Origin of the sequence: Janthinobacterium sp. BJB401 (assembly GCF_013372745.1) — a bacterium.
GTDB lineage: Bacteria > Pseudomonadota > Gammaproteobacteria > Burkholderiales > Burkholderiaceae_D > Janthinobacterium > Janthinobacterium rivuli.
Map to the genome: position 1 here is coordinate 34483 of NZ_JABXFH010000034.1, position 23060 is coordinate 57542.

Sequence of the window (23060 nt, forward strand, 5' to 3'; positions counted from 1 at the left end):
TGATATGCTTTTCATTAGCCCTGCATAAAAAGGGGCTCATAGCTATATCACTTCTAATCTAGGAGAATCACATGTCAGGTCATTACATCATTAGGAAGTCTAGTGCCGTCCAGCCATACCATTTCGTGCTGCGTGCTGGCAACAACGAGGTAATTCTGACGAGTGAGAATTATGCTTCCAAGCAGGGCGCTCAGAATGGCATCACTTCATGCCAGCTGAACAGTCCGATTGACGACCGCTATGTGCGTAAGGAGTCTACCGCAAGTCAGCCGTACTCCTTCGTGCTCAAGGCTGCGAATGGCGAAGTAATTGGACGTAGCGAAAACTACGCGAGTACAACCGGCCGAGATAACGGCATCGTCTCGGTGAAAGCAAATGGTCCAACCAAAGACATTCGTGATGACACCTAGAGTTTAGCATTTGCGGTGCTGCAACCTATACGTTTTACCGTAGAACTTGACACTCTACGGTTTTTAGTTCTGTTTTAATACGTCTGGCTAAAGATTTCTGCGGGGAGAAACTTCATTGCGACGAGTCGTGGAGGCAAGAGTGCTAGCGGATGACGGCCTAATTTTCGGCCAAAATGACTATAGTCGGCGACGTTATTTCGGCTTCGTCCGGTGCTTCCGTCTCGACCTGCTCTTCAATGGCCGTGGCGGACCGACGGGGTGAGATTTGGAATCACGAGTGCCGAAACAATAATTACCAAAGACTTCCGTACGGATTTCTTTCCGATACGCCATCGACCTCGGGCCATGGAGCTTTCACAAGAGGGTCAAGCCAATCGGCCATCAATGCCATCAATTCCAGGCTACCAACGAGTTCCGCCGGCGCGGCTGGGCTTGCTACTATCTCTTCCATCAATCGACGAAGCGACCGAGAACGGTCCAGGTCTTTTGCCATTTTCTCGAACCCGGCGAGCGCCGCTAGCAGTGCGTCCTTATTCGCCTTCTCGGTCTCCCATGCTTGCGCCTTCAAGCGTCGAGCTAGTTCGCGTTCCGCGCGCACCTCGTTCTCCACTTTGCGACGCAGGGCCGCATCAGCGACCCAATGGACGGCCTTTCTTACCTTGACCTCAATCGTCCCACGGACGGTGTCCTCGACTTTGTAGCGCTCGTAGTATGTGGCGGCGTCAACGATAGATGCATATAACTTTCCAGTCGGAATATAGCAATATTCTGGCGGACGATATTCCGCTACAGGTTGGCGTGCCGTCGCGCGCAGTCCCTTCAGATGTTTGGTCGGCGGAGGCGGCACCAGCTCTTGCGTGATGCGTTCCCGGATTCGAATGAAGAAGCGCTGCCCCTGCAATGTAAAACAGTTCCGTTTGATGCCAGCTTCGCGGCGAGCCCCGCGATGGAGTGGGGGCAAGGGTGGGTGCGCATTTTCAAAGTTTGCACCGAGTACGTCAAGCTCATATGCAAATCTATCCGCGAGCAGAAGCGCTCGCTCTTTCAATTCCTCAGAGACCGAGATATCAGCCCAGGTCACGCCGAGTGAGCTAAGTGCACCTTCCTCGAGCTTCGTGCTCTTCATGGCACGCACGACCAGCTTCGTCTGCGGCGAAAATTCTGCTGGGTCTGTAGGCGGGGCATAATTCGGTTTATTAGATTTTGCGACGGCAGTTGTGGAATCTTGAGCTTTTGCAACACGCTCTTCCAGTACGCTATCAACCTCGACTATATGCCGCATACGGACATAAGTCGTTGGGACATTAGTCTTATGCAGCGCTGGTTTCCGAATCGCCTTGCCGACTGCGAATTTCGCCCAGTGGCCTTTTGGTGGTAGCGGCACGTCCAGCACTATGCAGATTTTCCGAAGACCGGCATCGGACACCCCGTAGTCGTTGGCCAGCTTCGTTATGGGTGTAGCCCACACTTCATCGAACAGTTTTTCTCGTTCGAAGGACATCTCTTGCCAAGTCATGATTATCCTCGTTTGTTTCGGGTTCGTCGACTTACCAATGCTGCATGAGATTAGACGTCAATTTGATTAGGAAAATAGGCGTTGTAGGAGGCGGAACATGCACTGTGAAGTTTCGTCGTCATCAGGTGAAAACTGGCTAATAGTGCCGACCAGGTTGTCTTCCAATACTCTTCGTCTACTATGGATTTTACCAACGTTGGTCCTGGCATTAGCAAATGAACTTGGTCGGTGCGCGCCCCAATTCGATTGTCGATTTTTTGCGTGAGGTAGTGACGTCTTGCCAGATGTACGGCTTGACTTCGCTTGACGCTAAAATGGGATTAATTTCGAAAGTAAATCGAGACCAGATGCCGAGTCGATATGGCTGCAAGACGTGACCACAGACACTGAAAAAATCCGGGCAGTTCGAACTCCGAAGCGCCGTTTGCTTGCGCTCGAGGATAACGGTGAACTGGTGTGAGTGATGTAGCTTTTTGAATGGTATAAATAGTATTACGTACATAGCTCATATACCGTTCGATTCGTTCAATTGCGCTGCACCGATGTTTTTCCAGCCTTTTGGCAAACGGATTCCTGGTGAGGTCATTCCCGAAAGGGTGGTATTTTGTCCGGTCTTCTGTGGCCCGATGGCGGCATTGAAGTGCGGCATGCGAAGATACAGCTTGGCTGCGATGGCCCAGTCGCAACATACGATATCTTGTAGATACTAATAGGAACTTCCCATGGCGATAGTCTTTTTTTCCTACAGTCACGCCGACGAGGTGCTTCGAGACCAACTCGAGATGCACCTTTCATTGCTAAAGCGGCAAGGGCATGTGGAGGCGTGGCATGACAGGCGTATCCTCGCCGGCGATGAGCTCGACCCCGCCATTAAAGACAATCTTGAAAGCGCTGACGTTATTCTGTTACTCGTGAGCGCAAATTTCATCAGTTCTGATTATTGTTATTCTAAAGAAATGCACCGGGCTATTGAACGCCCTAACGCTGGCGAAGCACGTGTCGTCCCTGTGATTTTGCGCCCGTGCGACTGGCACTCCGCTCCATTTGGAAAGTTGATGGCAACGCCCAGAGATGGAAAGGCCATCACAACGTGGGCTAACACGGACGAAGCATTCACCGATGTTGTCCGTCAAGTTCGAATTGCCGTCGAAGCCATGAATGTGCGTGCCTGTAACGTCGAAAGAGGTTTGGGTGCCGGTTCAGCTCCCGCCGCAGTGGCACCGACGCACAGTAACGTTATTCCCGCAACGGCGAGACCTGCCGTCGAGGTACCGCGCTCAAGTAATCTACGCCTCAGCAAGGAGTTCAGTGACCTGGATAAAGACGAGTTTATTCATTCGTCCTTCGATTTCATAGGACGGTTTTTCGATTCATCTCTAGCAGAGCTCGCGTCGCGACATTTTGGCATCGATGGCCGATACAGGCGAATTGACACAAGACGGTTTACTGCAATCATTTACCGCGATGGAAAAGCTGTCGCGCAATGCGTCGTCCGTATCGACAGTATGGGCAGTCGAAGCCAGTGCATCTCATTTTCATATGACGCTAGCGCTCCGGACGGGAGCTCAAACGAGATGCTGAATGTGGAGTGCGACAGCCAGGCCATGTACTTCAATTCGCTGGGCATGCAGTCATTCGGCGGGCGCCAGGACCAGCGGCTCTCCGAGCAAGGTGCAGCCGAGTTGCTCTGGGGTTTACTCATTGCACCGTTGCAGCGGTAGAAAATTGTGGTGGCCTCGTTAGCTCGTGACGAGCATCGAAGCTTTTAAAAAAAGATGCGAGCGTACCGATGATGAGTAAGCAGTCCTTGAAAGCCCGCCGTCGCGCTAGCGTCGGGCGCTGCGGACGTTGATGGTAGCGGCAAAGATGGACATTGTAGATTCCACGCAAACCGGTTTTGGACTCAAGGACGGGCGGATGTGCGCGCCTGCGGACGTCCAATCCGGGCTAGCTTGCGAATGCACCTGTATTGGGTGTGGCGCCATACTCGTTGCTAAGAAGGGTGCAAAAACGCGCTGGCATTTTGCCCACCACAACGTTGAAATCGGCGAGTCCTGCGCAGAGTCAGCTATTCATGCGGCTGCGAAGCAAGTTCTGCTTGAACACAACTCGCTCCGCCTGCCAAGCATGCGCGTTGTCGTTTATGGCCAAGCGACGTCCGGTCAAGCGTTGGAGGAGTCGAGCGTGTTGTTGGAGGAGCGTGTTGTACGGTTCGAACGCACCTGCGCGGAAGTCTGGGAAGACGGTATTCGCCCTGATGTTGTGGGTTATCGAGGGGAGCGCAGGCTTCTCGTCGAAATGTACTTTCGTCACCGTGTCGACGAGAACAAGCGCCGGAAAATTAGCAAGCTCAAGTTGCCGACAATAGAGGTGGACCTCTCTGACTTAGACATCTCGACGGGCTTTGACGCAATAGCGCAACGAGTACTTCACGAGACAGGATATAAGACTTGGCTGTTCTTCCCAAATGAAGAGCAGGAGCGGCAGAGACTGTTGGCAGGTCTGGCTGCCCGAATTGAGCGAGCAAATAGAGAGCACCAAGTCGAGCAGAAAGCCGACGAGAAGAGACAAGCAACTCGACATCGAAAACTCGAGAACGACCGTAAGCGTCGCGAGGCGGCTAACCAACGCTACCGCCAAATGTCGCACGAAGACAAAGTTCGGGAGCTGCGCGAGCGTCTGGGAATCGCTGGGCGATGGCCTTACTACCTTTGCAAAAAAGGTGATGGCGCTAGTGCAATCGCAGAGCAAGCAATGATTTGGCAGGCAGCACTGTTCAGCCGTTTTATATTCCAGAGAGCGAACAGCAGCTTCGAACTCAAGCAGACTTCGGTCATACAGTGGATTTTGGAAAGGTTCGAATCTGGACGCAGCTCGCCCGAGTCTGTGCGCGCTGAGGTCCGCCTTTATCTCGACTACCTCGCTGCATGCGGCTTTCTGAAGAAGCTTTCGTACAACCCATATGAGAGTCAGGGCTATATCGTCGTCCACGGAGCACTTGACCCGCCTGCACGCCTTGAGCGGCCGCGAACTCCGCCCGACAATCAGCTTGCTCCTCCTGTGCAGGCGGTGCCTGCGCATCTGCCAGCCCTGAAGGGACGCTGGATATGGCGGTCGGGCAGGCTGACCGAAGTGGTGTGATATTTCTGATGAGTTAACTGCGCTTTTGGCCAAGCCCCTGCGCTGAAACTACCGTTATGTGTCAAGTTAGTCGTCGCGTAAAACAGTCGTATCGTTTATGTTTGGGTAGTGCGGCCAGCTGCTGGTGCAGCTTAGACGGCGGGTTGAGCCAGGCTTTGCCGAAGTGCCGTTACGCACATCTAACGTTTGGGAAGGTCGCCTTTAAATTCATGCTTAACAATGACAAGAAACGGTATGACCGATTCTGGGATGAGGTCAAAGTCGTGACAATAGGACAATGTAGCTCGGTGGTTGCGATGAGATGGTTAGCCTATTTGCGAAACTACAAGTCAAACGCTGACCGACAGTTGCCATGCGCGTCGACCGAAGCCATTCTTCTTATTGTGACAATTTGCGTGCATTTCCATAAGGCAATAATGTAGACTACCTGCAATTTGCAGGATGCCTCCCAGTTATTAGTTTCTGAGCTCGAAAAGTCGCTTTTAGCTTATCGAAGAACAACCATGAACACGAGCATAAAGAAATTTTCTCTTAGGGTTGTCCGGAGGATTAAACCGCTCTTCACTCGTAGGGTCGGTTGGATTGCCACTGATTCCCGGATGCTCAGACTGATAGGCAGAAATTAGACCACTCTTATAAGACAATGACACAAAAAACACTCTTTGAAGAAATTTTAAATGAAGCAGCTGCGTTCAAAAGCCGCCTTACTACAGAGTCGAATCTTGACTTGTTGGAAAGTGCGCTCCACGCGTCGATAGCGCCGTTTGATGTAGGCTGCCCAGAATCATTAGATAGCCGTTGCGTGGGTATCGGTCTCTACTATCTAGAAGCGAAATTTCCGTTTAGCCGATATACTGAGTTAGAAGATTTTGGGGACAGGTGGGGGCGAATCAGGGCGAAAGATGTACCTCCAGCCATGCCTCGATATTACCCTCAGCGCGCAAAAATGCATAAGGAAAAGCTCACAAATGGGGAATATTTACCTTTTTATCTTGGAAAACGACTGGATATAAAAGACAGATTGAAGGGGCATATAATTGGGGGGGGAGAGTCGAAAACCTATTCATTGAAACTGCAGTCGCGTCCAGAGATTATTAAAGGAATTGATTTCCGCTTTGGATTTTTGCCAATACCCGTTCACGAGCACGGGTATTTTTGCGTGGCGTTACTTGAGCATGCAATTCGGGACCGAATTAATCCGATTATTGGAAAGCAATAAGAAAACCGACCGATATGCAATATTTTTGAGTAAACGGTAAACGCCCAAGAGCGCTCGTTAGTGTTGCTAATGTGTCTTTTCGCGGATGGCATATGCGCCTCTTGCGCACTATGTGGCGACAGCCCATCCTAAGACTGAGAAACATGCCGTGAGAAGTCATCATCGGCCAAAAGCGCCGCCATATATTTTCCCCCTTCTACGGTTCAATTAAAAGGTTTAATAAATGCCTTACGAAATTACGTCGTTGTTATTGAAGTGTGAATCAGATGATTTTTCATTTTTGGTGAAGCAAATAGGTAGTCACATAAATTTCACCTCGGATAGTGAACTGAAATCATTGCTTAGTGATTATGTTACTTATCCATCAGTTGGAATTAAGACTAGACTTTGTTGCTGTATAGAAAGAGAAATTCGATACTTGGGAAGTTCAGACATGGCCTACGCCATACGAAAACTTAGATACCATGAGGAACCGGCAGGCGTCAGCATTCACGAAGTAATTGAAGATGTTAGTTCACGGTTGAAGGTGAAACAAAAGCCCCTAGGTTCGCCTGAGTCTAAGGTTGAACGTTTAGTTAAGTGGGCGGCGGAAAAAACATTTTTCGCAATGACACCGGAACAGCAAAGGGATATGTTTGATAAGGCAAAAATTAATAAAGAGCAGCAAAATAAGTTTTTTGATAAAATAAAAGAGAATAAAACCCGGTTCTTACCATTTTTGCTGTCGGTACTAGGCCCTGAAATTACTGGAACGATTGTTGTCGGTTTGGGGACAGCGGCTCTTGCAACTTTTTTGGGAAAAAAAGCGGCTGAAGAACTCATTAAACATATAATTACTAAATTCCCGCTGTGGGCAGAGTGGCTTGGTCCAGTTGTTTGGGGGCTAAGTATTGGATGGCTCGCATACGATTTACAAGGTGCAGCTATGCGTAAAACAGTACCTTTGCTACTATACTTGGGTATAGTGGGACTGCGTGATGGTCCAGAGGATGGCGAAGCTTTTTGGGCTGAGCCAAGCAACGAGTAAATTTTAAGTTATATATATGGACTCTGCAGCGGAAAACTTAATTGTGGTCCATGCCGACTTGTAATATTTCTATATGAATTTTCGGGCGAGAGAACATGCCTGGAGCTTAGATAAGTAACAATAAAAATGAAATTCATTAGCAGATTCGCCGAATTATTCCGAGGTTGGAGTCGTACTGACATTTTGGCGATTCTGGCAATTAGTATATCGATACTAAGTATGTGGATTGCTTACAGGGCAGATAAACGGGCCCATCAAGCCAACATGCGTGGTGCAGAAGCAGTTGCAGCCGTACTCGTGCCAAAAATTAGAGAACTGGTCAAGGAGACGGATACTTCCGCAATGTTTATCGAGACATTCATAAATCATGCTCGTCAGAATCCTAAAGACGCGACTGAGGCGGGGGAGCTAGCATTTGAGTTTCTACATGCTTCGAGCTTACCTGAAATAGAGTTGCCGGCCGAACATTTAGCCTTGCTGACGCACAGTGATGGTGATGCGGCAACGAAATTAGCGATATGTATCTCAAAGCGTAGCTTAGTCCAATCTGATATCAAGAACTTGTCCACAGTTACGAGTAAAAAAATCTCTACTGAACAGTATTACACACTGAGCATACTCCCTTATCGGTTGAGAAAACTAAATGAATCATGTGCTGATGCAGTGAAGTCGCTAGTGATAATTGTTCCAGCGATGCTTATCGACGAACCGCTAAGGGGGACCCTAGGTGAAATTGCGGATGCGCAGTGGGATGAAATTAAAAGAAAAGAATCTGGGCCCGTTGGGACGCTAAAGCTATCTACAGGCAAGTCGAAAGATAATAATAAATGACGCTATTTTTTGAGAAGCGATTAAACAGCGAATTAAATAAAGAGTAATTATGACTAATAAAATTCCAAAAGAGCTGACTCACTACACCACCCTCGGTGGATTAGTGGGAATCTTAGAGAGTAACACTCTATGGGCTTCTAATGCACTATTCCTAAATGATAAATCTGAGCTGCTTCACGGTTTTGAGGCAGCTAAGTTGGCGGTAAAGGTGGACACGGCCAGTGCTGAAAGGAAGTGGATTAAGGCGGTCATCGATGAGTTAAGCATTATCGAAGATGACGGGCTAGCAGATGCTTTCATCACTTGCTTCTGTGAACGCCCCGATGTGTTGAGTCTTTGGCGCGGGTATGGTGCTACCGAACAAGGTGTGGCAATCACTTTTGATGGTCCAACGATAGCTCGCCTGCTTGGAAATGCTGGGTCGCATCCCTCAAAGGTGATATACGCTGAGGTAACGACAGTGCAAAAATTTAGGACTGAGTTAAAAAAAGAAATTGCTGAATTACAGGAATGGAAAGACGATGTTGGGGAGTTGGAACTAGATGAGATAAAAGAAGACGCACGTAAAATTATTACCAAGCTCCTACCGAGATTTAAACATAATGGTTTCCGGGATGAGCGCGAGTTTAGATTTGTCGCGCACGGCGCTGATGATGCAAGCGTAAAGTTTAGAACGAAAGGCAGTGTCATTGTGCCCTACATAACACTTCCCGTGGGGCCTAGACTACCTATCAAATTTATTACTGTCGGCCCAGGAAGCGACGTGGAATTAACGCGAAAGAGTGTGGAAAGATATCTCCGCGCTAAGGATTATAAAAATGCAGAGGTTCGAAGCTCAAAGGTACCTTACAGGGCTTAATAATTCATCCGCGTAGTTTAATAAGTATGGTTGGTCGTGAGTTTAACCTTGCCGATGTGGGGGCATTCCGATTTTTTGGCGCGTGTCTCCCGATGGGAAGGTGGCACTGATTCGTGGTTTTTAGGAAGATGGTCTTGAATTTGAGGCCCCTGGTTTCATGCCTGGGGAAGCTTTTGAGCTTACCTTGCCGCCTTGGCGTGTAGCAGAGTTTTTTACTGCGTGTCAGATATTTTGGGGAAGCAAATAGCTAAAGGCTCGTTTCGCATACAGATAATTGCGGAGTGGGAGGGCCTAACGGGCCTATCGCTGAGGAGGCATCGTGGTAGCCGATACATTTTCGACGACCATGTCGCATATGATGACACCTACGTTATCGAGGGCGAGGTCGGACCGAATGAAGTAGAAGCGGCACTTCCCGCGACCTTTGCGAAGATTGCAACACCGTTGTTGCGCCGATTTTCGTTCTTAAACCTCCCTACCAATTTTATGAGAAGGAGTTGGCCAAGATGTTGGGCTGAAATTTCGCATAATATCTACGAGAATGAACACGCTAGTAGCGGTATGTACAGTTAGCGTGTTGTGCGCCTGGCATTAGTTCGATGGCGTGCTTGGCAATAATCAGAAGACTGCCACGGTTCAGGGCGCGTAGGTCCGCGCGAACAGCAGTGAGGTCAGTCAGATGTTCGGTCATGTTCGCGTGTTCGTGCATGAAAAAGTCGGTCAACTTGTCCTATGATAGCCGAATTACGATTGCTCCCTTGAGCTCTTGCCTAGCTTGGAGTGATGAGCCAGCGCTAAATGACGAAAGGGCAGAATATAACGCACCATCATTACAATAGCGGCTGAACTCAGGCTTCATTAAGTCAGGATTGTTATTCGGGTTCGGCTTAATAGCGCGCTAGAACTAGCCTGTTGAGCGTTTCGAGGGATGTTGTTGAAAATTTTACTCTTCGTAACATGGTGGGAGTGTAGGTTCGTCTATTTTTTCTTGGGCAATCTACAAAAATACTTATTTCGTTTTCTTGTCGTAAATCTACTCGCACCGTAGAATACGGACTCTAGTTAGGTTTTTTATTGAATAAAAGATACCATTCGCGGCATCATCAATGGTGCAAATAGGAATTAAATGATTAGGCTCGGCTGGATAGACTTTTCTTCGGATGACCGTACGCGTGTGCAAGAGGTTCTAGCGCTGCTCAAGGAGCCAGGAACTTTGGATGAGCTAGGGATAGGGCAGGTTCGAGATGCCTTTTCAGACCTCCTATTTCCGGGTTTCTCCACTATTCAGACTAGGGCTCGATATTTCCTAGCCGTCCCTCACATTTTCCTTGATTGGGCGAGTTTGCCGCTAGGGAAACGCCGCAATCGGCCTTTCGAGGTCTATCTTCGCGAAGCTGAAAACGAGCTGGCTCGAACCCTTAAGGAAAATCATGAAATAGCCGGTCTTCCGCTCGACGGTATTATCGGACACACGATGGTTGATAGCGGCGGAGTGGCTCGCCGCCCTTCATCAACTTATTGGAACGGGCTGAGGCTTTTCAATATCATCAATTCACAAAATTCGCTTGCCGAGTTTTGTCGTAATTGGAAACAAGATGTCGGGAAATACAGCGCCGTGGATGCCGAGGAAGGTAGTGATGATGCTGAGCATCGTTTTGAGTCTAATGTTCGACGGCCGCCTGGCGCACGGGATACTTGGCGTGATGACGTCACACTGAAACTTAGTAGGGCCGAGGCAGAGTTCTTGTCCTTACGTTTTAGTACTTTGAAAGGGTTGGAGCACTCGGTCGCCGCACAGTTGCTCTCTGCAAAATTGGCTGAAAAAGCTTTGGCAGAAAAGTACAAAAGATTTGCCGCATTTAGTGTTTGGGTTTCCCGACAGCCAAGCCTGAGTTCAGTTTTCAAGGAGCGAATCGCCCGAGCTCAACGGTTTAGCGACGCAGTCGAGGGAGCACATATCATTTTCAATGGACTTCTGGCTCACGAACTGGAGGATGACGATTTGGCTGAGCAGTGTGTGGAGTGTTTTGCGAGCTGGCGCGCGCGCGTTGCTCAATCCAATGTATTCCATAGCGGTGCTCCGGTTGAATGGCTAGATGCAACGCGCGCCTTAGGTGTCACCGTCAATCATCTCACTGTCACTTTCCTCGACGATTGGAACGAGGCGATGTGCAGCGCCGCACCAAAAAAGAAGCTTGATGGACTCGTTCGTGCGCAGGCATTGAACAATAAACCAGGTCGCTCTTTGCTTGTGCGACTACCACGCACCAAATCAACTTGGTACGGAATGAAGGAGCTTGAATATCGGTGGTCGACGGCTCGCGGAATGTTGCGTGACGTGATGGAGGGGCAAAATGCTTAGCGTGACTTCAGACCGCCTGGACTACGGCGAATTGCTACAGGCTCCCGCTGGCTATAGGCTAAATCTTGGCATCGCGACAACGTTCTCATTGGACCTTGAGACACTTGTGGCCGCGTCTCTGGCGTTGAATTTCAGTGAAACGCTTGAAGACGACATTTCTGGTGAACGTCTGGCCTTACTAGAATCGCTAGACCAACTACAAGAGCGGCTGTTGGTGTTTTACCAAGAAGGAAATGTAAAGGTTCCTAAGAATTTCAATCGCTTGTTCACTTTACTGGAACCATTACTTGTTCCATCAATTGCGTTGGAGGGGCCGAAGGGCGCATTCGCTTCGTTTCATCCGAAAATTTGGTTGCTGCGATTCACACCTCAGGATAGCAAGAAGCCAGTCCATCTCCGACTAGTTGTTCTTTCTCGGAATCTGACGTTTGACCGGAGCTGGGATATTGCGGTGGCTATCGATGGCCAAGTGGTGAAGCGCGGCGCTAACTCAGACCCTAAATTGGTGGACTTCTTACACTCATTGGTAGTCGGAGAAAAACATGCCGAGAGCCTAGAAAGTATGTGTGAGACGCTTGACGCCGTTAAATGGGATGAGCCAACGGCATTCAACGAATTTTCAATTCTTCCTGGTCTCGCGCCAACGCCCAAAAATGCCGCGATGACTCCCATCGATTTGAAGGGGAAAATCGATGAGCTGCTCGTGGTCTCACCCTTCGTAGACGCTGATGAGACGAGTCTGCTACGTGAGCTCGGGTTTAGAACCAAAGGAAGGAAGACCCTTATTAGCCGGGCCGACACGCTGGATGCCATTGGTGAGGCGACCTTAGTTGGCTGGGATGTAAAGTCCGTTTCGGAATTAGTTGTGGACGGCGAAGAACGATTGCATCAAGACCAGCCGTCGCAGCAGGATTTGCATGCCAAGCTAATAGTGGCAAAAACAGCTGAGGGAGCAGTGTGGCACGTCGGCTCTGCAAACATGACCAATGCGGCTTTTGGCCAGCCTTCGAAAGGCGTCCCACCTCGCAATCGAGAGCTTATGCTGCGTCTGGTTGGTTCGAACTCTAAAGTCGGCCCGCAAAAGCTATTGGACGAATGGGTGAAAACAGGGGTCTTTGAAAAGCACACCTTCAGTGACAGCAAGAGTGTCTCGGCCGATGCCAATCCGGACTTCCGCCGAGCGGTCTACTCGCTGACATCTGCAAGCTGGAGCATCCATGCCGAGCAGGGTGTTGAGGGTAATTATTCGGTTGAGCTCACCGTCTCGCCTTTACCGAAACTTCCAGCTGGTTACCAGGTGAATGTGGGACTTCTCTGTCGACAAGCGTGGAAGGAACTTGCATCTAAGCTTCGGTGGGAAAAGCTAAAATTGACCGATGTGAGCGCCTTCGTGCCCATCGAAATAACTTCTCATGTAGATAAGTTCTGTAAGACGTTCGCAATTCAGGCGTCATTCAGTGCCGACCTCATGGACGCCCGCAAGCGTGCGGTTTTCCGAGAAACGGTTGACTCGGGTGAAAAGCTGCTCAATTACCTAACATTGTTGTTGGATGCTGGAGCATCCAAGTCGCAATGGTTCCGTGCTGACGGCGGCGGTTCTGACGTTGATATTTTTGGTCTCGGCGGTACAGGAGGGTTATACGAACAGCTCTTACGTGCGGCTGCTCGTGCGCCCGACCGTTTAGGCAGGGCGCTAAGGGTATTCCAACGACTTGACGAGGAAGGCGTACCGATACCGCCTGGACTCGAGGAACTTTTTAAAGGTTTTGCCATGTATGCAGAGGTTCAGAAGTGACCCTGGACGCTATTGACCATATTAACAATTCGTTAGCGCAACTAACGGATTTTCAGAATGCGACTGTAGAAGAGGCCTGTCAACGTCTTGTTGGTCCTGCTGGGCCGCAAGGTCGTCTTCTCGTGGGAGACGAAGTCGGACTAGGAAAGACTCTCGTGGCGCGAGGTGTAATCGCAAAGCTTCTGCTGAATTATTTGAATCGGGGCAAGTTGAGGCGTCCGTTCCGGGTTGTTTACATTTGCTCGAATCTCGCGCTAGCCCAGGAGAACGCAAACAAGCTTGCAGTGTTTCACGGAGAAGGGGCTGACAAATGGGTTAGCGCCCCGAGCTTTGGCCGTCTTGCTGAACTCGGGCTGAAGCAGCCGGCATCAAAAGAGGGATTGCTTCTAGAGCTTTGCTCTCTAACGCCTGCGACTTCGTTTTCTTTGACACAAGGCGGCGGAAATGCGCGCGAGCGATACATCATTTGGCGCGCGGTAGCGAAGTCGGCATACGTTAAAGATACCGTCGAGCTCCAAGAATTTTTTCGCAACGATGTCAATCACTCCTGGCAAGTAGCGAAAGAGTACTACGAAAAATCAGAGGGGCTTGAAACCGAGACCTTAGCAGAATTTAGTGACCGACTGGGCGAGTCACCTCAACTCGATGCCAACGCGTTTGCGGCAGCGAAGGCACTTGGACTCAGCTTGCATTCTTGGCGTAGCTTGCTTCGGGGTGTTTCAGAAATTGATGGAGATGGGAAGAAAAATCAATCACATCTCGAGTGGCAGGTGCGTGGGCGAATTCGCGAGATGTTCGTCGAAGCATGCGCCCAGAATCTCAAGGCTGACCTCTTTATCCTGGATGAATTTCAGCGGTTTCGAACCCTTGTTAACATTTCCGTTGACCTCAAAAGCTCATACGGAAAGACTTCTGAGCAGCAAGTCATTGCCCGGCGCGTGCTGCATGAAGGCACGAATTACGCGACCCTTTTACTCTCTGCAACGCCATTCAAGGCGTTGACACATATCGGTGAGGAGGACGAGGGGACGGCGCACGCACAGGAGCTTTCTGAACTCTTAGAATATTTGTGTAGGACGGACCCGACTATTGTGAAGCGCTACCAGATGAATCGGGAGGCTTTGCTTAAAGACATCCTGTCGCTTCCTGAGAGTCCATTGGCCGAAAATACTTTGCAGAGCAAAGCGAAGTCGGCGGTGGAGACAGTTCTGCGAAGCTACATATGCCGAACGGAGAGGGCAGGCATTGAGCCTGATATCGAGCGCATCTTTAGCAGCGGTGTGCCTCAGCCGAGCGTACCAAGTCCAACAGAAATCAATGAGTACATCGCGCTTGACCGCCTTTCGGAAGCTCTAAAGGCGGCCTCCGTCGGCAGTGCAGGTATTGACGTGATGAAGTTACATAAAGCAGCGCCATGGTGTCTGTCTTTTCTCGGTGGCTACCAGTTGCGCGAGAGTCTTCGTGTGCACAAAGGGATTCTTGGGGTTGCGACGGCATTAAAGTCCTCTAGCGATGCATGGATTCCCGTTGAGAAGTTTCGTGGATATCAAATTAATCTGACACGTGACGCGCCAAGCGCTCGCTTCAAGGAGGTATTGGTTGCCGCTGCACCGGAAGGCGCTGAGCGGCTGCTTTGGGTTCCGCCGGCAATGCCGAACTACCAGGCGGATGGGCCGTTTGCAGGGCAGGCAGACTTCAGCAAGACCCTACTGTTTTCATCGCTTGTGCTTGCGCCGAGGGCACTGAGTAGTTATGTCTCATATGAGTGCGAGCGCAGGCTTCTCCCTGCTCGCGGAAAGCGACCACCATACTTTGAAAGCCGTGATGAGTTTTCACGGACGTTTCGATTTGATGCGAAGTCGCTAACTACAGCATGGGGTCTTGTGTATCCATCAGCGAGGTTGAGCGCTGTTCAACTCGCTGGCGAGTATGGGCTACACGAGCTAAGAGGGAGGATTGAAAAGGAGCTTTCGGTCGACTACAAGCGAATGTGTGCGACGTTTGGCAACGGCAAAGCTTCGAAAAAGAAATCATGGTACGTCTTGGCACCTATCTTGCTGGATTGGCTCTCCGCAGACGGGAAGTCGCATGTGCGACAATGGACAAGTGCAATGAAAAAAATGTCAGAAAGTTCTGATATGAGGAAATCTCAGGTTCAATCCATGCTTCTCTTACTCGAAAGAGAGGTGCTTGAACTTGGAGAACCGCCTTCTGACCTCAAGAGCTATCTTGTGGACCTTTCCATAGCTGGAGCGGGTGTCTGCATGAATCGAGGTATGCAGGCAGCATGGACAGATAGCGGGAGCGCAGACGCTGAGAATCTCTTATCCGGTGCCACTGATGCGGCGCTGTCATTCCTCGACAAAATGAACCGCATCGAGTCTCAGCGTGTGCTACGCGCCGTTTGTGGCGCCGATAAGCCTTGGATTGCAGTCGCGCGGTATAGTGCTATGGGTAATCTTCAAGCCGTATTCGACGAGTATTTGCATCTCTTGAAGTCAATTCACAGAACGCTTGCTGACTCGGTGAAAGCGTTTAAAGTCGCTGTCGACACGGGAGCGGTATCCGTGACGGCCCAAACGCAACTGCCTCCTCCAAAGAGGGACACGAGTTATGATGTTCGATTCCACTGTCACTACGCAGTTCCTCTTGGCAATCAGAAGAGCACGGATGAGGCTGGTGTCAGCCGAATCACGAATGCGCGAGCTGCGTTCAATTCGCCGTTCTGGCCGTTTATGCTCAACTCCACATCTATCGGGCAGGAGGGACTCGATTTCCACTGGTACTGCCGCCGTATCGTGCACTGGAGCTTACCGCCTAATCCCATAGACCTAGAGCAACGTGAAGGTCGAATCAATCGCTTCAAATCTTTGGTCGTTCGCCAGCGCATTGCGGAAGAATATGGGCATCGTATGGGAAAAAATCGACCGGCAGATGTTTGGGAGACATTGTTTGATATTGCAAAATCGGAAGTCCGGGGGACAGACCTTGTGCCGTTCTGGCACGCTCCGGGTGGCTCCGCCAAAATCGAACGCATTGTGCCCTCGATGCCATTCAGCTCCGAGTTGACGCGCCTGAATGAGGTTCTACGTATCCTCTCGCTTTATAGGCTGTCGTTTGGCCAACCGCGACAGCAGGAGCTCGTTGAAAATTTGCTTAAACGAAAATATAGTGAGGCAGACCTTGTTGAAATTCGTCGAGCCCTGCTCATCGACTTGGCTCCGATTAACTATCGAAAACGCGTATGGTAGCGATGTCAAGGGACAATCTATCTTGTGATGTGCCTAATCCTTGTCCGTTCGAGCTTAGTCTTGCATTGCATCGGTTAATCAGGCACCTCGCCGCCAGCACACCGACGCGCCAGCCGAACTGCTCGGCCGAATCCAAAGTAGGTTGCGGTCAACAAGACCCCAGGACTTGCAAGTCATAGCGTGCGGTAGATATGGAGGCTGAATCAAGGCAATGCGTTGCGTGGTGGCCAACTTGGCTAGAGCGGGTTTGAGTAACTGCATCTCGCCGATACCCGCCTGTTGAAGCTGCACCTCCACCAAAGCGGACCTAGGCCATCCACCGTTTGGCAACTCCGCATCCAAAACCGCATAGCCGGTCGTGCACGTCGTCGACCTCGACAGAGCGAGTTCGCTCGCACGCCATACGTCCTGTAGAGGCAGTTGCAGAAGAGCGCGAGCTGAAGCGCTTTGGATGAGGGGAGGGCACAACATTGATTTGGATTACTTGGTTAGATTGGAGAAAGATGGTTCTTGGCAACTGACCACTGTGTTTTTATACAGTATGATTCAACGTCGGAAAAAATACATATCTAAATTAATTTCCTAAGGGATGCGTTGTACATTTCAAATCTATTGGCGCAGGTGCTTGTTGCAGACTTGCTGGAACATGCGCCCTACGAAAAGCGTGATGGGAGCTCCAACGCTCGGTGGCTGAGCAGAGATTGCGCAGTAACCTAGTCCTCAACTTTTTCTGGCTTCGCACGACCTCCGCCTACAGTTGCATCAAGTTCTTGATTGTCTAAATTGCATCATTAAGTTTATCTTCGCGGGCCGCCTCGGCCAAGGATTGCAATTTTGCGATATGTTCAACATACTCTGCATACGACGCTATAGCGTCTCCAAAAGCGGTAGGTGATTAAATCTGTTCGAATAGATGCAAGTGATGACTCTACGCAGAGCTGCTCTGTGGGCAGGCTACGTTCATTCACAGCCGAATTAAAATGTCGTAAGCTGCGATAGAAATTACAAGTTGAGCATGTGCTCCATCCCGTGTGTAAGGCGCTCAAGTTTTGGGCGAATAATCGGGATGCGACGGGTTCCCCGGCGCAGAATTAACTGAAGAGAGGGTTCCTGCTTGCATATCATTCCATTCGAGATTTCACCACCAAAAAATGAGGCGGACTTCGAACGCATGTGCGCACAGGTATACGGGGTGGTCTTCAACGACCCGATGCCGAAGATGAACGGCCGCCGAGGCCAAGCTCAGGGCGGTGTTGATGTGTTCGTGAAGGTGCCTGGCGTTGGGCGCGTAGGCATACAGTGCAAAAAGTACACAATGAAGCCGGTCAAGTGGGAAGACGTCGAGGATGAAGTTGGAAAGGCCGACAAGCACAATACGCCCATCAAGAAGCTCATCCTTGCTACAACCGCACCAAATGACGCACCTCTACTGAGGAAGGCCCAAGAACTCTCCGATTACCGTGAGGCTAAGGGGCAGTTTCCCATCGAGGTGGAATTTTGGGAGGACATCTGCAATCACATCGACCGGTTCCCGGTTCTTCAGGACAGCTATGCGCCACACACCCCAGGCGCAGCCTTTCATCGGCAAGAGGCCTCGCTCAGCGCGATTAGCGATATCGTGCTGAATACGAGCGCTGTTGTGCAACGCATTGCGGGTCTGCCGCCCGCGCGACCTGAGTCTGTCAACCGACTCATCTCTGACCAGCTGGACCGTACCAATGAATTGCTGAAAGCTTGCCGGTACCGCGATGCATTGGACCACTTGGCGGTTGTTGGCAAGGACCTGGAACCTTTCGATGCGCACCAAAAGGCTCGCTGGTACCTCCAGAAGGGGCTCAGCCGCTGGTTCATGTGCGTGGACGACCAAGAGTCCGCCGGCTTGTTTCTTAAGGCTTTCGAGTTTTATCCAGACGACGAGCGCATGGCCGCAGCCAAAGTTCGAGGCCTCATGCTTCAGAGAAAGCTCGACGAGGCGCGTGTAGCAGGGGAATCAGCCCTTGAACGATTCCCGGACTCTCAGCAGGTCTGGTTCGCGCTGGCCAACGTTCGCCTCCTGCAAGGAGCGCGCGTGCAGATGAGGGATGTGCCCGAGGCACTAAAGCAAGAGCCCGACACCCTTCAGTTCGTTGCACAGGCAGAACTCAGTGCGGGGAACCTCGACGAGGCAATCAAGCTTAGCCAAGAAGCCGCCAACCATCCGGCGGCGGGATTCTTCATCCGAGTTAACGCACTTCGGATTGCCGTCGAGTGCGGGTCCCGGTTTCCTGTCGGAGTAATGGCGGGTGCGCTTCCGGCGCGCGAAACGAAGGCACTCGAGTTTGCCATCGGCTTGTTCAACCCGCAGCACGAACGCCTTTGGGAGGTTCAGTCTGAATCGGTGGGTGAGACTGTCGCCCACTTGGGCTACGCCCTGCTGATGCTGCATCGGTTTCCGGAGGCACTCGTCCTCGCGCGGGACTCCGAGGCTCACGGGTACTGCTCGCCTGAAATTCTGCGCATCCAGGTGACTGCTCTCTTTGGGTTAGACCGGGGAGGGGAGCTCCTGGGTCTCGCCACTGAAAGGCTGGCCGAGATGAACTCCGCCAGCCTAATCATTATAGGGCAGGTAGCTGCTGACGATGGCAATCTTGCACTGCTCAAGCAGACTGCAGATGCAGCACTTGCCTATGACCCAGCCGACGACGAGACGACTGAACTGCTCGCTGCTCTTCGCTGGGAGGCATTGATGCAAGCCGAACGGCCGGGAATTGCTATCAGTGAATTGCTTGCGGCAAAGGTCGAGGTCGCCGGCGGACTCATTTCGGCCTGCGTCGCGGCGCGAGTCCTAAACCGGGTCGGACGAGTCTTGGAAGCTGATGCAGTTGTGCAACGGGCAAAGGCCGTGGTGACGCCCCAGAGCACGGACACCCAGAAGCTTATGCTCGCAGAGCTGCTGTTCAACGTCGGACAGTTCGCCGAGGCAGGGGCGCTGTTCGAGCGGTTGGCGACTCCTGGCAATCTCTCTGACCTGCATAACAGGTTGCTTGCGTGCTATGTGCGGTCTAACAACCGGCGCAAAGCGAAGGAGTTGATTGCTAGGCTACCTGCCGATTGGATTGAAAACGATAAGACCCGGAGCCTTGCCATTGAGCTTGGCCAGCAAGCCGCAGACTGGGCTTTCCTACGTCCGTTGGTGGCCGCGCAATTGCTAAGGCATCCGGATACTGCTGGAAGCTGGCTCTTCAAGTTGAGCGTGAGCTTGCACTCGTCGACGCCGTCCGAGTTCCAAAACGACCTTCGAAGCGTTCCGGAGCTACTCGACGGACCGATACGGGTAACAACCCAGTTGGCGTACCTAGAGCTTCGATACGGTGAAGCCGAGCGTGGGATGCGTCGGCTGTATCGAATGCTCCGTCGCAACTTGGACGAGCCGGAAGCGCTGTCGGCGTATTTCCTCTCTATCGTAGGGATGCCTGGCGAGCTTCCCTTCATGGAGGAAGAAGTACCGTCAGTCACAGCCGGCAGTTGCATCACTCTGGTCGATGAATTCGGCCAGTCCACGCGGTTGGTCATCGACCCAGCGGAAGTTGGAGAGCTTCCTAAGCGTGAGGATTACTCAGACGCAGCTGCGCCTCCCGCCGCGGCGTTGCTTGGCGCAGTTGTAGGGCAACAGATAGACCTTCCCGCACTTGCTTTTGGCGACACGAAGAAATACACGGTGACATCCATTCAATCGGCCTATCGGCGCATGTTGCAGGTTGTGCAGGAGCGCGCAAATGCGTTGGGAGGGCTGCCTCATATGAAGATGGTTCACGTCGGAATGAGCGGCGATAGCGAACACGACCTAGCACAAATGAAGGCTGAGGTCATGCGTTGCTCCGCCATTTCGCGCCAACAGTTCGACGCCTATGCCGCTGGGTACATGACGCTTTCCGGGTTTAGCAAGCGTATGGGACGTAGCACTGTAGAGGCTGTCTTAGGTTGGCCGACGGATGGGCCGCCACTCTTCGTTGGAACTGGAGTCGAAGCGGAACGTATTGCGGCACTTGAACTCTTCGCCCGTCCCGATGCTGCCTACGTTATCGACGCACTGACCCTAGCTGAGCTGGTCCACATCGAGGTTCCGGAATTACTGGCCCACCTTCCAAAGGTGCTCGTTTCAACAGTAACGAAGGCGATGTTGGAGGGCCTCCTCCGTGAGGCAAAGGAAGACAGGAGCGTTGCGACCAGCACCGAGGTGAACGGAGAGCTTGCCTTTATCGAGCACGATGCTCGCTACCATATACGGCGAATCGAGTTCTTCGCAGCTATCCTAGCAGCCGTCGAGAAGTACTGTGAGGTACAACCTGCGTATGGTGAACTGGGAAATGACGCCGAGATGTCCCGCTTGGCCGAAGTGCTTCAGGACGAAGAAATGGAAGTGCTGCTGCTGGCCAAGGCTGCTAACGCAACAGTCTTGACGCTAGATGGGCGCCTCCGCTTCGTCTTGGGAGTTGTTGCGAAGGTCCCAGGGGTCTGGCCACAAGCTTTGCTTATGCACTGCGCAAGCAAGAATCTCGTCGACCCCATGATGGTTGCGGCTACCACGATTCGACAGTTCCTCCAGAATCGAAGCTTCGTATCGATGGGCTCAGCTGACCTCACTTGGATGGTCCTGCAAGGGGGCGTGTACCTTCAGCATGGCATGCGTCGCTTCAAGTTCTATCTATCGTCGGACGAGACCGACTTCGCTTCCGTCACTCATGTTGCGTTCGAGTTCTTAGCGCAAATCGCTTCTCTTCAAATCCATCTAGGGGCGTTCGGAGAACTGCTCGAGCACGTGGTGGAGGCCGCGATGCGGCACAAGCAGTGTCCACCTGATTTTGAGACTCAGGTTGCCAACTTTATCGTTAACGTGACTAGCGATGCAAACAAAATTATCCATCTCTATGAACCCGCAAACGAACTTTCTGCTAAACGAATGCGGCTTCAACGCCGGAGCTTGGGGGAGCGGGTCATACGCGCACGGAGTCGTCTCAAAGCGCCTGCGGACAATCGACCTGTTGCCGTGCGAGCTATCTTCTGCAGTCGCATCCCTTGTTTGGTGGAAGACAAGTCAAGTCCGGTTGCCGAGCTGGCAACTGAAGTACAGTTGCCAGTTCAAACGGCCGAGCCAGCCCAGGCTCAGGCCACTGCGACAAACGAGGCATCGGCAAAGTCTACGCAAGTTGGACAGGTACTTTTGGGCACCGCGCTGGAGGCGCGTTTAATCAGCCCCTGAACATAAATGCCACCCGAAACGGCGGAGTATCGTCGATGCTGCTCTCCGCCATCCCTTACCCGCCATCAAGCTCTGTGTTTAAACAGTTCTCGAAAGTCATTTCCTCGAATCTAGGTTTCATCGCAATTTCTAGGACATCAAAGTCAGTGCGGACAAATGGATAAAGGCAAATCCGTACATGTGCGGAGGACATCTTTCGCCAACATCACTGCTCGCCTGGCTCATCATCTTCAAGCAAGCCATCTTTGACTTGCTTGTCTATGTAACACATCGTGTCCTCTACCAGCTGGGCTAACGTTCTGACTTCCGCCATAGTCACCATGACCGCCTTGTTTCTAACATCTTTCCCATTGCGATGCACGATGTCATGCCGGGTCTCCACGGCCATTATGAGTTCACGAATATCATCAGGGAAAGATGTCGCCAGCACTTCCTTGTAGAGCTTCTTTGCTGTCACGATATTATGAAAACTAAGGCCGTCTATTGCCTCATTGACCAGCTCATTGATTCTGTCATAGGTAGCAAACACTTCGCTGACCGGCTCCTTCTTGGAGCTTTTGAATGCGTCATGGTTTTTGACAAATCTTCGAAGAACAGCATTGCGCTTGAGAACCTGTTTCCTGAGCGTGTCGCTCAAATACGTCTCCATGACGGTAATTACATTCGCGTACAGCATTCGCGCCAAAGAACCGTTGTCCGGTGCCAGCGCGGTTAACTCTAATGTCTCTGCTAACGACGACGTGAATACCTCGTAAAACGTCGTGTTATCTTGATGATATTCGATAATGTCGTCAAACTCATCGCTCCAACCCGATGCAATCATCGCGGTGGCATTTAGCACAAAATGCCGGTCATCAGGCACGACTTGAAGAAGTGCGACCGCGTACATTTCCGGCGAAGTGCATGGGAAATTAAAATCGCCCCCGCCGGGCCTGTTAGAAAAGTAATAGGATTCCGGATTGCCAAGCATGAAGTTCAAAAGGGTATCGTCGTAGTCCTGGGGCGCCTCCGAGAAATATGAGGAACTCAGGCCATCCGCTCGAATTCTCTTGATGCGATTGAGCCAGTCATCAAGGGTACTGCTTTCCAAAGCCGGAATTAGCTGAACACATTTTCCCTCGGGTGCTATCTCCAGCATATCCTTACAGTCCTGAACCATTTGCGCCAGTTGTTTCTTGAAGTCGCGTTTCAAGAACTCCAAATCGTAGCCATCAAGAGCAAGTCGCCGTGCAATGGTCTTCGCAGGCGAACTGTAAATGTACTGCGGCCTCCCGTCCTGGTTGTCATCCGGCGGAGGCAATTTTGAACGCTCTGATTTTCTGAAGTACCACCGAGGGAGATAGTTTTGTGTTTCAAGGATACTCATGCCATCCAGTTCAATTCCGGCCCAAGTTGACATTCTTCTTTCCC

Annotated in this window: 13 protein-coding genes; 11 read left to right on the forward strand and 2 right to left on the reverse strand. The window is 51.3% G+C overall.

Annotated elements, in window-relative coordinates:
* Positions 1-71: 71 nt before the first annotated feature.
* The gene (locus HWE17_RS20040; protein ID WP_176389961.1) at positions 72-410 is read left to right on the forward strand and encodes a YegP family protein; all 339 of its coding nucleotides are present in this window, start codon (positions 72-74) and stop codon (positions 408-410) included.
* Between the two features lie 292 nt (positions 411-702).
* Here HWE17_RS20040 and HWE17_RS20045 read toward each other — a convergent pair whose 3' ends face one another.
* The gene (locus HWE17_RS20045; protein WP_176389962.1) at positions 703-1926 is read right to left on the reverse strand and encodes a hypothetical protein; all 1224 of its coding nucleotides are present in this window, start codon (positions 1924-1926) and stop codon (positions 703-705) included.
* 722 nt (positions 1927-2648) lie between these two features.
* On the opposite strand from HWE17_RS20045, the gene HWE17_RS20050 reads away from it, so the two are divergent.
* From HWE17_RS20050 to HWE17_RS20095, 10 genes are all read left to right on the forward strand, one after another.
* A complete protein-coding gene (locus HWE17_RS20050; protein ID WP_176389963.1) occupies positions 2649-3647 on the forward strand; it encodes a toll/interleukin-1 receptor domain-containing protein in 999 nt (332 codons plus the stop codon).
* A 145-nt stretch (positions 3648-3792) separates the two neighbouring features.
* On the forward strand, positions 3793-5067 hold the full coding sequence (locus tag HWE17_RS20055) for a hypothetical protein (RefSeq protein ID WP_176389964.1): 1275 nt from the start codon (positions 3793-3795) through the stop codon (positions 5065-5067).
* 643 nt (positions 5068-5710) lie between these two features.
* Positions 5711-6286, forward strand: coding sequence for a hypothetical protein (locus tag HWE17_RS20060; protein WP_176389965.1), 576 nt, complete (start codon positions 5711-5713; stop codon positions 6284-6286).
* Between the two features lie 223 nt (positions 6287-6509).
* Complete coding sequence (locus HWE17_RS20065; protein WP_176389966.1) at positions 6510-7313, forward strand: hypothetical protein; 804 nt, start codon at positions 6510-6512, stop codon at positions 7311-7313.
* Between the two features lie 126 nt (positions 7314-7439).
* On the forward strand, positions 7440-8144 hold the full coding sequence (locus HWE17_RS20070) for a hypothetical protein (protein WP_176389967.1): 705 nt from the start codon (positions 7440-7442) through the stop codon (positions 8142-8144).
* 49 nt (positions 8145-8193) lie between these two features.
* A complete protein-coding gene (locus HWE17_RS20075; RefSeq protein WP_176389968.1) occupies positions 8194-9003 on the forward strand; it encodes a DUF2971 domain-containing protein in 810 nt (269 codons plus the stop codon).
* Between the two features lie 1126 nt (positions 9004-10129).
* Positions 10130-11365 (forward strand): DUF6361 family protein, encoded by a 1236-nt coding sequence (locus HWE17_RS20080; RefSeq protein WP_176389969.1) that lies wholly within the window; start codon positions 10130-10132, stop codon positions 11363-11365.
* Entirely contained in the window at positions 11358-13160 is a 1803-nt protein-coding gene (locus HWE17_RS20085; RefSeq protein ID WP_176389970.1) for a hypothetical protein, read from the forward strand. Before HWE17_RS20080 ends, HWE17_RS20085 begins: the two co-directional genes overlap by 8 nt.
* Positions 13157-16411, forward strand: coding sequence for a helicase C-terminal domain-containing protein (locus HWE17_RS20090; RefSeq protein ID WP_176389971.1), 3255 nt, complete (start codon positions 13157-13159; stop codon positions 16409-16411). The genes HWE17_RS20085 and HWE17_RS20090 overlap by 4 nt, the downstream gene beginning before the upstream one ends.
* A gap of 1114 nt (positions 16412-17525) precedes the next feature.
* Positions 17526-21650 (forward strand): hypothetical protein, encoded by a 4125-nt coding sequence (locus HWE17_RS20095; RefSeq protein WP_176389972.1) that lies wholly within the window; start codon positions 17526-17528, stop codon positions 21648-21650.
* A gap of 205 nt (positions 21651-21855) precedes the next feature.
* On the opposite strand, the gene HWE17_RS20100 is transcribed toward HWE17_RS20095, so the two are convergent.
* On the reverse strand, positions 21856-23049 hold the full coding sequence (locus HWE17_RS20100) for a HEPN/Toprim-associated domain-containing protein (protein ID WP_176389973.1): 1194 nt from the start codon (positions 23047-23049) through the stop codon (positions 21856-21858).
* Between the last annotated feature and the right edge of the window lie 11 nt (positions 23050-23060).

Bases quoted from the DNA above. Each gene is read 5' to 3' on its own strand.
- HWE17_RS20040 (WP_176389961.1), top strand. From the start codon at position 72: ATGTCAGGTCATTACATCATTAGGAAGTCTAGTGCCGTCCAGCCATAC.
- HWE17_RS20045 (WP_176389962.1), bottom strand. From the start codon at position 1,926: ATGACTTGGCAAGAGATGTCCTTCGAACGAGAAAAACTGTTCGATGAA.
- HWE17_RS20050 (WP_176389963.1), top strand. From the start codon at position 2,649: ATGGCGATAGTCTTTTTTTCCTACAGTCACGCCGACGAGGTGCTTCGA.
- HWE17_RS20055 (WP_176389964.1), top strand. From the start codon at position 3,793: ATGGACATTGTAGATTCCACGCAAACCGGTTTTGGACTCAAGGACGGG.
- HWE17_RS20060 (WP_176389965.1), top strand. From the start codon at position 5,711: ATGACACAAAAAACACTCTTTGAAGAAATTTTAAATGAAGCAGCTGCG.
- HWE17_RS20065 (WP_176389966.1), top strand. From the start codon at position 6,510: ATGCCTTACGAAATTACGTCGTTGTTATTGAAGTGTGAATCAGATGAT.
- HWE17_RS20070 (WP_176389967.1), top strand. From the start codon at position 7,440: ATGAAATTCATTAGCAGATTCGCCGAATTATTCCGAGGTTGGAGTCGT.
- HWE17_RS20075 (WP_176389968.1), top strand. From the start codon at position 8,194: ATGACTAATAAAATTCCAAAAGAGCTGACTCACTACACCACCCTCGGT.
- HWE17_RS20080 (WP_176389969.1), top strand. From the start codon at position 10,130: ATGATTAGGCTCGGCTGGATAGACTTTTCTTCGGATGACCGTACGCGT.
- HWE17_RS20085 (WP_176389970.1), top strand. From the start codon at position 11,358: ATGCTTAGCGTGACTTCAGACCGCCTGGACTACGGCGAATTGCTACAG.
- HWE17_RS20100 (WP_176389973.1), bottom strand. From the start codon at position 23,049: ATGTCAACTTGGGCCGGAATTGAACTGGATGGCATGAGTATCCTTGAA.